7 protein-coding genes are annotated in these 7,354 nt (G+C 68.0%); 5 read left to right on the top strand and 2 right to left on the bottom strand.

Annotated features, from left to right (window positions below; all coding sequences use genetic code 11):
* The first annotated feature begins 178 nt into the window (after positions 1 to 178).
* Complete coding sequence (locus tag FAB82_RS04400; RefSeq protein WP_136533333.1) at positions 179 to 1,099, top strand: aminoglycoside phosphotransferase family protein; 921 nt, start codon at positions 179 to 181, stop codon at positions 1,097 to 1,099.
* On the opposite strand, the gene FAB82_RS04395 is transcribed toward FAB82_RS04400, so the two are convergent.
* Complete coding sequence (locus FAB82_RS04395) at positions 1,096 to 2,016, bottom strand: oxidoreductase (protein WP_136533332.1); 921 nt, start codon at positions 2,014 to 2,016, stop codon at positions 1,096 to 1,098. The genes FAB82_RS04400 and FAB82_RS04395 overlap by 4 nt on opposite strands.
* 161 nt (positions 2,017 to 2,177) lie before the next feature.
* Here FAB82_RS04395 and FAB82_RS04390 point away from each other — a divergent pair, with 161 nt between their 5' ends.
* From FAB82_RS04390 to FAB82_RS04380, 3 genes are all read left to right on the top strand, one after another.
* Positions 2,178 to 2,741: a TetR/AcrR family transcriptional regulator gene (locus FAB82_RS04390; RefSeq protein WP_136533331.1), complete on the top strand. Its 564-nt coding sequence runs from the start codon at positions 2,178 to 2,180 to the stop codon at positions 2,739 to 2,741.
* A gap of 187 nt (positions 2,742 to 2,928) precedes the next feature.
* Positions 2,929 to 3,384, top strand: a complete 456-nt coding sequence (locus FAB82_RS04385) for a hypothetical protein (RefSeq protein ID WP_136533330.1) — start codon at positions 2,929 to 2,931, stop codon at positions 3,382 to 3,384.
* A gap of 257 nt (positions 3,385 to 3,641) precedes the next feature.
* A complete protein-coding gene (locus tag FAB82_RS04380) occupies positions 3,642 to 4,391 on the top strand; it encodes a hypothetical protein (RefSeq protein ID WP_136533329.1) in 750 nt (249 codons plus the stop codon).
* A gap of 13 nt (positions 4,392 to 4,404) precedes the next feature.
* On the opposite strand, the gene FAB82_RS04375 is transcribed toward FAB82_RS04380, so the two are convergent.
* Positions 4,405 to 5,256, bottom strand: a complete 852-nt coding sequence (locus FAB82_RS04375) for a helix-turn-helix domain-containing protein (protein WP_136533328.1) — start codon at positions 5,254 to 5,256, stop codon at positions 4,405 to 4,407.
* Positions 5,257 to 5,424: 168 nt separating this feature from the next.
* On the opposite strand from FAB82_RS04375, the gene FAB82_RS04370 reads away from it, so the two are divergent.
* Positions 5,425 to 6,198, top strand: a complete 774-nt coding sequence (locus tag FAB82_RS04370; protein ID WP_136533327.1) for an SDR family oxidoreductase — start codon at positions 5,425 to 5,427, stop codon at positions 6,196 to 6,198.
* Positions 6,199 to 7,354: the final 1,156 nt, after the last annotated feature.

Below are 7,354 nucleotides of genomic sequence, written 5' to 3'. Positions count from 1 at the left end.
CCTACAACCAGCCGCCGCACCCCAGCTTCTACATCGGCAGCGACATGGCCGCCGTTGAAGCGGCCGAGATCCTAATCGATTCCGAATGAACGCGGTGGGGCCCTTGAATATCGGGCCCCACCGCGTTTCGGCTTTTTAAAGCATTGCGGCCCATGGCCCGGCCGCGAATACTGTCCGCATGACGGAAGACCTGTATGCAGACGGCCGGGCCGGGCTCGACGCGGAGTTCGTCCAGCGCCTGGTCGCTTCGCAGTTCCCGCAGTGGGGCGACCTGCCGGTCGAACCGGTCAAGATCGACGGTTGGGACAACCGCACCTATCGCCTCGGCGAGGAGATGACCGTCCGCCTGCCCAGCGCCGACGCGTATGCGCTGGCCGTGGAGAAGGAGCACCGCTGGCTCCCCGTCCTGGCCGAGCAGCTGCCCGTGGAGATCCCGACGCCGCTCGGGATCGGGCGACCGGAGAACGGCTACCCGCACCAGTGGGCCGTCCGGCGCTGGATCGACGGCGAGACCGCCGATCCGTCCGTCATCGCCGACCTGCCGAGCTTCGCCGAGGCGGTGGCCGGATTCATCACCGCGCTCCAGGCCGCCGACGCGACCGGCGGCCCCGGGTTCGGCCCCCACAACTTCTACCGCGGCGCGAGCCCGGGGCACTATGACCCCGACACCCGAGAGGCCCTGCGGGGACTCAAGGGCCGTATCGACACGGCCGCCGCCACCGAGGTGTGGGAGGCCGCCCTCGCCTCCACGTGGGACGGCGAACCCGTCTGGTTCCACGGCGACATCGCGCATGGCAATCTCTTGACGCGCGAGGGGAAACTGTCGGCGGTCATCGATTTCGGCACTTCCGGCGTCGGCGATCCGGCTTGCGACCTCGTCATCGCCTGGACCATGTTCGAGGGCGAGAGCCGCGAGGCGTTCCGCCGCGCCGTCGCTCAGGACGACGCGACGTGGGCACGCGCCCGCGGCTGGGCGATCTGGAAGGCCCTCATCATGTTGCATGCGGCCGACGACGACCCCACCTTCAAGGACATCCCGGTTCAGCGCCGCGTGATCGAAGCGGTCATCGCCGACCACGAGGCGCACGGCCGGGCCTAGGCGGCGGCCGGCAACTGGAAGTTCACGCCGGTGAGCTCCTCGGAGAGGTCCCACAAGCGCTTAGCCGTCTCCGGGTCCAGTGCCGCCTCGACCGGTTGCACGATGATGGGGTCGCCCTTGTACTCGCGCTTGCCGTCGGGGCCGAAGTACTGCCCGCCCTCGGCGCGCGGATCGGTTGCGGCGTAGAGCTGCGGCAGCGCCCCTGCCGCCGCCGACTGGGTGATCAGCGGCAGCACCAGTTTGGCGACGAACCGCGTTGGGGCGCTGAAGCTCTGGATGAGGTTGGTGGCCGAGAGGCCCGGGTGGGCCACGAGGCTGCGGACCGGACTGGCGGCCGCGCGCAGCCGCCGGTCGAGTTCGAGTGCGAACAGCATATTGGCGAACTTCGACTGTCCGTAGTAGCCGGTCGGCGAGTAGTTCCGTTCGCCGCTGAGGTCGTCGAAGTGAATGCGGCCGTGGCCGTGGGCCAGTGAGCTGATAGTGACCACCCGCGGATCGGCGCCCGCCGCGATCCGGTCGAGCAGGAGCCCGGTGAGGGCGAAGTGGCCCAGGTGGTTGGCGGCGAATTGCGATTCGTGGCCCTGCGGGCTCAGCGAGCGCGGCGGGGCCATGATCCCGGCATTGTTGACCAGGACGTCGAGGCGTCCGGTGAAGTCGGCGGCGAAGGCCTTGACCGATTCGAGGTCGGACAGGTCGATGACGCGGACCTCCAGGTCCGCACCGGGCTGCTCCGCGCCGATCTCGGCGGCCGCAGCGCGTCCCTTGGCCTCGTTGCGCACGGCCATGATGACGTGCGCGCCGCTGCCTGCGAGCGCTCGGGTGGTCTCGAGCCCGAGGCCGCTGTTCGCGCCGGTGACCAGGAATGTGCGTCCGGTCTGATCGGGGATGTCGGCGGTGGTCCAGGGCTTGTCGCTCATGGTGGCTCCTTGCTTGGCCGACGGCTGGGAAGCGTCGGGACGAGTATGGTGAACCTGGCTTCACTATAATCATGAAGCACGATTCACTTTTCTGCAAGGATATCGGGACCGCTGTGACGCTCAATATGAATTAACATTCAGCTTCAAGGGGAGGAGTCCGCATGACCCAAGACCGGCCGCTGCGCGCCGATGCCGCGCGCAACCGCGCCAAGATCCTCGAAGCCGCCGACGCCCAGATCGTCGCGCACGGCCCCGAGGTGCCCATGGAGGCCATCGCCGCCGCCGCCGGGGTCGCCGTCGGCACCCTCTATCGCCACTTCCCGACCAAGCAGGCCCTGGTCGCGGCCGTCATCGAATCCCACCTCGAGTACATGGCCGTCGAGATCGAGGCCGCCCTCGCCCGCGTCGAAGCGGGAGAGCGGGCCGCCGACGTCCTGTTCGAGATCGCCGGGCGCGTCCTCGAGTCCGCCGCCAGCGACAAGACCGTCAAGGCCGCCGCGAGCGCCATCGGCGCGGAATACGACCCCGGGGACAGCTTCGACCGCATGACCGTCGCCTCGGCCCGCATTGTCAAGGCCGCCGTGGACGACGGCGACCTGCGCCCCGACCTCACCGTCGACGACCTGTTCCTGGTGTTCAACACCCTGCCGACCGAGCTGCCCGCCGACGCGCGCCGCCGCTGGCTCACCCTCATGCTCGACGGCTTCTGCACCGGCCGCCGCTAGCGCGAAGCCCTTCACTCCCGCCTCCGACTTCTGTCGGCGAGCGGAAGTGGACTCGCCGCAGCCGAGCGGCGCAACCGACAGTTCCAGACCGAAATTCCGGGACTCCATTGTGAGGCAACTTTGGATAGACTGGGGGCATCGTGATTCGCAGAAGCAGAATCGTTCTCCCCCTTACGATTGGAACCGCATGGCGACCATAATTCGCCGCCTCACCGTCCTGGCCGCCACGATGACTCTCGCTTTGGGGCTATCCCTGGCCGCTGCCGCGCCCGCCCAGGCCGTCAGCCCCATGTGCAGCGACGCCTACCAAGTCAAGAGCACCGTGTACATCTATGGAGGCCAGGCGACCCCCGTGGCCTCCCTCAAGCAGTATTACTCCCCCTCATGCCGCCAGAACTGGGGCTACCTGTGGATTTGGCAGTGGGCTCGTGACGCCGGCTACTGGATCAAAGCGGACCTGGCGATCTTCGTCCAGAATGAGGGCCTTCAGGGCCTTGAAGGGGTGGGGACATACGACCAGGAGGCCCTCACGCGGGCCGTTCCCGGATACGGCAAGTGCACCCGTGCGTACATCGAAGGTACGGTCTACAAGTGGGAAACTCAGCTCGACAGATTCGAGAAGCTGACCGCCTGGGGTTGTTGACCTAGATCTGAGCTCGGCAGCCGCGTCTCATCTCAGCTCCTAGAAGAGGGGCGTCTGTCGAGCAAACACCAGCTGCGGCGCCTGCACTGGTCGGGCAATAAAGGCGCCCAAGCCCAATGGCCGCAATGCTTTTGTCGCGGCAACGACGGAACCATCGGCGCGTTCCGGACGTCGAAATCACCGTGATCGACGAGATGTCGATCGCGCCGATCCGCGAACCCGGGTTCGGCACAGCCCCCGCCCGAATGGAGCTACCCGTGAGAATCCCCAAGACCGCCGTTCTCGTCGCCATGGCGGTGTTCGCGGCCGGATGCACGGCAACGGAGGACTCAGGAGCCGGAGGCTCTGCGCCGACCGAGTCCGCCGAGGACCGCACCACGACCGAGCCCGTCGAGGATCGCCCGATCTACGCCGCCGGAGTGTCAGAAGAGGATTTCTGCCCCACCGGCGAGGAGATCGAGGAACTGGAGTCGACGCCGGAGAGCGACCAGGTCGAGCTCTGGCACAACGGCACCATGAGCCTCGAGGGGACCGTCGACCCGGCGCCAGAGGAACTGCATTGCAGCTACTTCTACATGGAGGGCGACGCGCCCGCGGATCGGATCACCGACGACATCGCCACCCCCGTGACAGACCTGGTCATCCTGGAGGAGCAGCCCGATCCGGAGGACAGCCCAGCCCTGGACCCCGCGGAATTCCCCGAGTTTCCCGAGTACTTCCAAGTCACCGGCTGGGACCACACCGCGACCGAGGAGGAGACCGAGACCTGTCTCATGATCTACCTTTACGGCGACTGCGAGGACGGCGAGACGCTGGTGATGGAGATCTTCACCCTCACCGGCTACGACTCCAACCTTCAGGTCCAGATCCAGGTCGAATACCGCTACGCCGGTGACCCCGCCGAATCCGGGTCCGACCGGGCCGCCGAGATCGAGTCGCAGTCCCGCCAGATCGCGGGGGAGCTGCTGCCCGTCCTCATCGACCGCGTCCCGACCGAGGAGGCCTAGCTCCACCGGGGCTTCAGCGCGCGGACCGCGTCTCGGTCGAAGTCCAGGAGTCCAACAGCCGCAACGCCTCCGCTGTTGCCGATCCGGGCTCGACGTTGTAGACGCACAGCGTCTGGTCCGGATCGCCCGGCATCGTAAACGACTCGTAGTGGAATTCCAGAGCGCCGACCACCGGGTGCTGGTACCGCTTGACCCCGTTGGTGCGCAGCAGCACCTGGTGGTCGCCCCACCAGTCGGCGAAATCCGGGGAGCCCGTCTGCAACTCCTCGATCAGATCCGCCAACTGCCGGTCGCCCGGATAGCGTCCCGATTCGAACCGCAATATCGCGACTATGTCGCGGGCGGCGGCCTCCCAATCGACCACGCGCTCGCGCGCGGCCGGTTCGAGCAGTACGAACCGCGCCATATTGCGAGAGGCCGCCGGCCTCGACTCGAAATCGGTGATCACCGCGCGCCCCAACCGATTCACCGCGAGCACGTCGGTGCGGCGCCCGAGAATGAACGCCGGGACATTGTCCAGGCTCTGCAACGTCAGCTGCAGGCCGGGACGGACCCGCTGCGCCACTGCAGGCGCCCGCCGCGCCGGGCGGCGCCCGAACAGGTCCTTCAGGTGCTCGCGCTCCGAGGCATCGAGCCGCAACGCCTCCGACAGGCCGTCCAACACCTCAGGAGAGGGATTGCCGGCCCGCCCCTGTTCCAAGCGCGTGTAGTACTCGGTGCTCATGTTCGCCAGCCGCGCCACCTCGTCGCGCCGCAGCCCCGGCACCCGCCGAACGCGGCCGTCGTCGGGCAGGCCCGCCTGTCCGGGCGTGGTGCGGGCCCGCCGGGTGCGCAGGAATTCGGAGATCTCGGAACGCTGATCCATCAACCAATTGTGACCTCCCCGAACGCGTCCGATCTGCCCGTGGGTAGCCCTGCCGGTACCAGTCACAGGAGGGCCAATTTTGGCGGCGAATCGCGCCCGAAACGGTGTTGTAGTTGTTCGCAGAGCGGCTCAGCCGCACCGGAACACAACACCGAAAGCTGGAAATCAATGTCCACTCAGAACATTGCCAAGCCTCTCACAGGCCGCACCGCCGTCATCACCGGCGCTTCCTCCGGCCTCGGCGAGGCCACCGCCGAACTCCTGGCCGAGCGCGGTGCGAAGGTCGCCCTCCTGGCCCGCCGGGCCGATCGCCTGGACGAGCTGGTCGAGCGGATCGCCAAGAACGGCGGTAGGGCGCTGGCCGTCCAGGTCGACGTCACCGACGCGGCGGCCGTGAACGCCGCCGCCGACCGGGTCGCGGCCGAGTTCGGCGATGCCGACCTGCTGTTCAACAATGCCGGCGTCATGCTGCCCTCGCCGGTCACCGAACTGCGCGCCGACCTGTGGCAGAAGCAGATCGACGTCAACATCACGGGCTTGATGAACGCGATCGGCGCCTTCACACCCCAACTGGTCCGCTCCGCCAAGGAGAAGGGCGTGTCCGACCTGATCAATACCTCTTCGATCGCGGCGACCGGCGTCTTCCCGAACTTCGCGGTCTACACCGGTTCGAAGGCGTTCGTCAGCCACGCCACCCGGAATCTCCGGGCTGAGCTTGCGCCCCAAGGGGTGCGGGTCTCGGCGATCGAGCCGGGCATCGTGAGGTCCGAACTCCAGAGCCACGTGACCGACCCGGGCGCCAATGCCTGGCTCGATGATGCGATTTCCTCGATGGAGATCCTGGAGTCTGTTGATGTGGCCGAGGCGGTGGGATTCCTCGCCGGCCAGCCGACCCGCGTGAACTTCCCGCAGCTAGTGATCATGCCGACCGCACAGGTCTGACCGATGCCGAAGGGACCCATCGTCCGCAAGGGTGATGGGTCTCTTCGCGAATACTCTGCACGATTTTCGCGCGAACATGGCTGCGCTGCACCGAAAGCGGCGGCGAGGATGCGGTGGCTGGAAGTAGGGGCGTTGCCGGGCAGGGGGGCTGGTCTTCGATCGGCGTTCGGGCAGGCAGCGATGGAGCGGCGGGTGGGGAGGGCCGCTCGGGGTGGTCTGCCGGGCCGGGGGTTGGTCGTCGGTCCGGGTTCGAGCCCGCAGCGACGGAGCGATGAAGGGGTCAGTCCCGGGTGCGTTGCCGGGGTCGGGTCGGTCATCGGTCGGTGTTCGGGCCCGCAGCGACGGAGCGATGAAGGGGTCAGTCCCGGGTGCGTTGCCGGGGTCGGGTCGGTCATCGGTCGGGGTTCGGGCCCGCAGCGAAGGAGTGGTGAAGGGGCCGGTCCCGGGTGCGCCGCCGGGGTCGGGTCGGTCTTCGGTCGGTGTTCAAGCCGTCAGCGATGAAGCGGTGGCAATGCGGTTGCCGGTGCGCCGCCGGGGCCGGCCGGTGTTCGGTTGGTGTTCGGGCCTTCAGCGATGGAGTGGTGGATGGACCGGTCCTGGGTGCGTTGCCGGGGTCGGGCCGGAATGCGTTGTGGCGGGGCCAGGTTCGGTGGAGCGGTGGCCCGGGCGGGGCCGGTGGCCTCTGCCGCCGGGCCTTGCGTGCGGGTGTGTCGGCGGGGGCAGGCGCGAGGCGCAGTCGGCTTCGAGTCTGTCATGGTCTGCATGGCCGTCATGGTCATCGTGCCTCCTTCCCTTTCCCGTGTCCCGCTTCGGGCATCACACATCGGCCTTCGGCTCTTGGCCCTCGGTCTTCGTGCCGCTCGGTCCTGCTCGCCTCTCTCTCTTCAGGGGCTTCGCGTCTGCGCCGGTCCCATCCGGCCAGGTGCAGCCCGCCAAGGAGCATCACTTGCACCGGTCGGTCCCGACCGGGCAAAGGCCCACCGAGAGGCCTCCCGCTGACCGGCTCCGTTCCGGTGGAACGATGCCGTTCAACGAGGATCCCGCTGACCGGTCCGTCCGTCCGTGCGAAGCCCCCGTCAGCGGGCATCGCCCTGACCGGCTGGTCCGGCCGTGTTCTGGTCGCTTCGGTCCCGTGTCCCGTCTGGTGTGCAGGCGG

It is taken from the genome of Glycomyces buryatensis, from assembly GCF_004912275.1.
In the GTDB taxonomy this organism is placed as follows: Bacteria; Actinomycetota; Actinomycetes; order Mycobacteriales; family Micromonosporaceae; genus Glycomyces; species Glycomyces buryatensis.
Note: the sequence above shows the minus strand (reverse complement) of the source record. Positions and strands in the feature narration are given on the sequence as shown.

Excerpts from the sequence above, each read along its gene's own strand:
- FAB82_RS04375 (WP_136533328.1), bottom strand. The coding sequence starts at position 5,256 with ATGGATCAGCGTTCCGAGATCTCCGAATTCCTGCGCACCCGGCGGGCC.
- FAB82_RS04385 (WP_136533330.1), top strand. The coding sequence starts at position 2,929 with ATGGCGACCATAATTCGCCGCCTCACCGTCCTGGCCGCCACGATGACT.
- FAB82_RS04400 (WP_136533333.1), top strand. The coding sequence starts at position 179 with ATGACGGAAGACCTGTATGCAGACGGCCGGGCCGGGCTCGACGCGGAG.
- FAB82_RS04370 (WP_136533327.1), top strand. The coding sequence starts at position 5,425 with ATGTCCACTCAGAACATTGCCAAGCCTCTCACAGGCCGCACCGCCGTC.
- FAB82_RS04395 (WP_136533332.1), bottom strand. The coding sequence starts at position 2,016 with ATGAGCGACAAGCCCTGGACCACCGCCGACATCCCCGATCAGACCGGA.
- FAB82_RS04390 (WP_136533331.1), top strand. The coding sequence starts at position 2,178 with ATGACCCAAGACCGGCCGCTGCGCGCCGATGCCGCGCGCAACCGCGCC.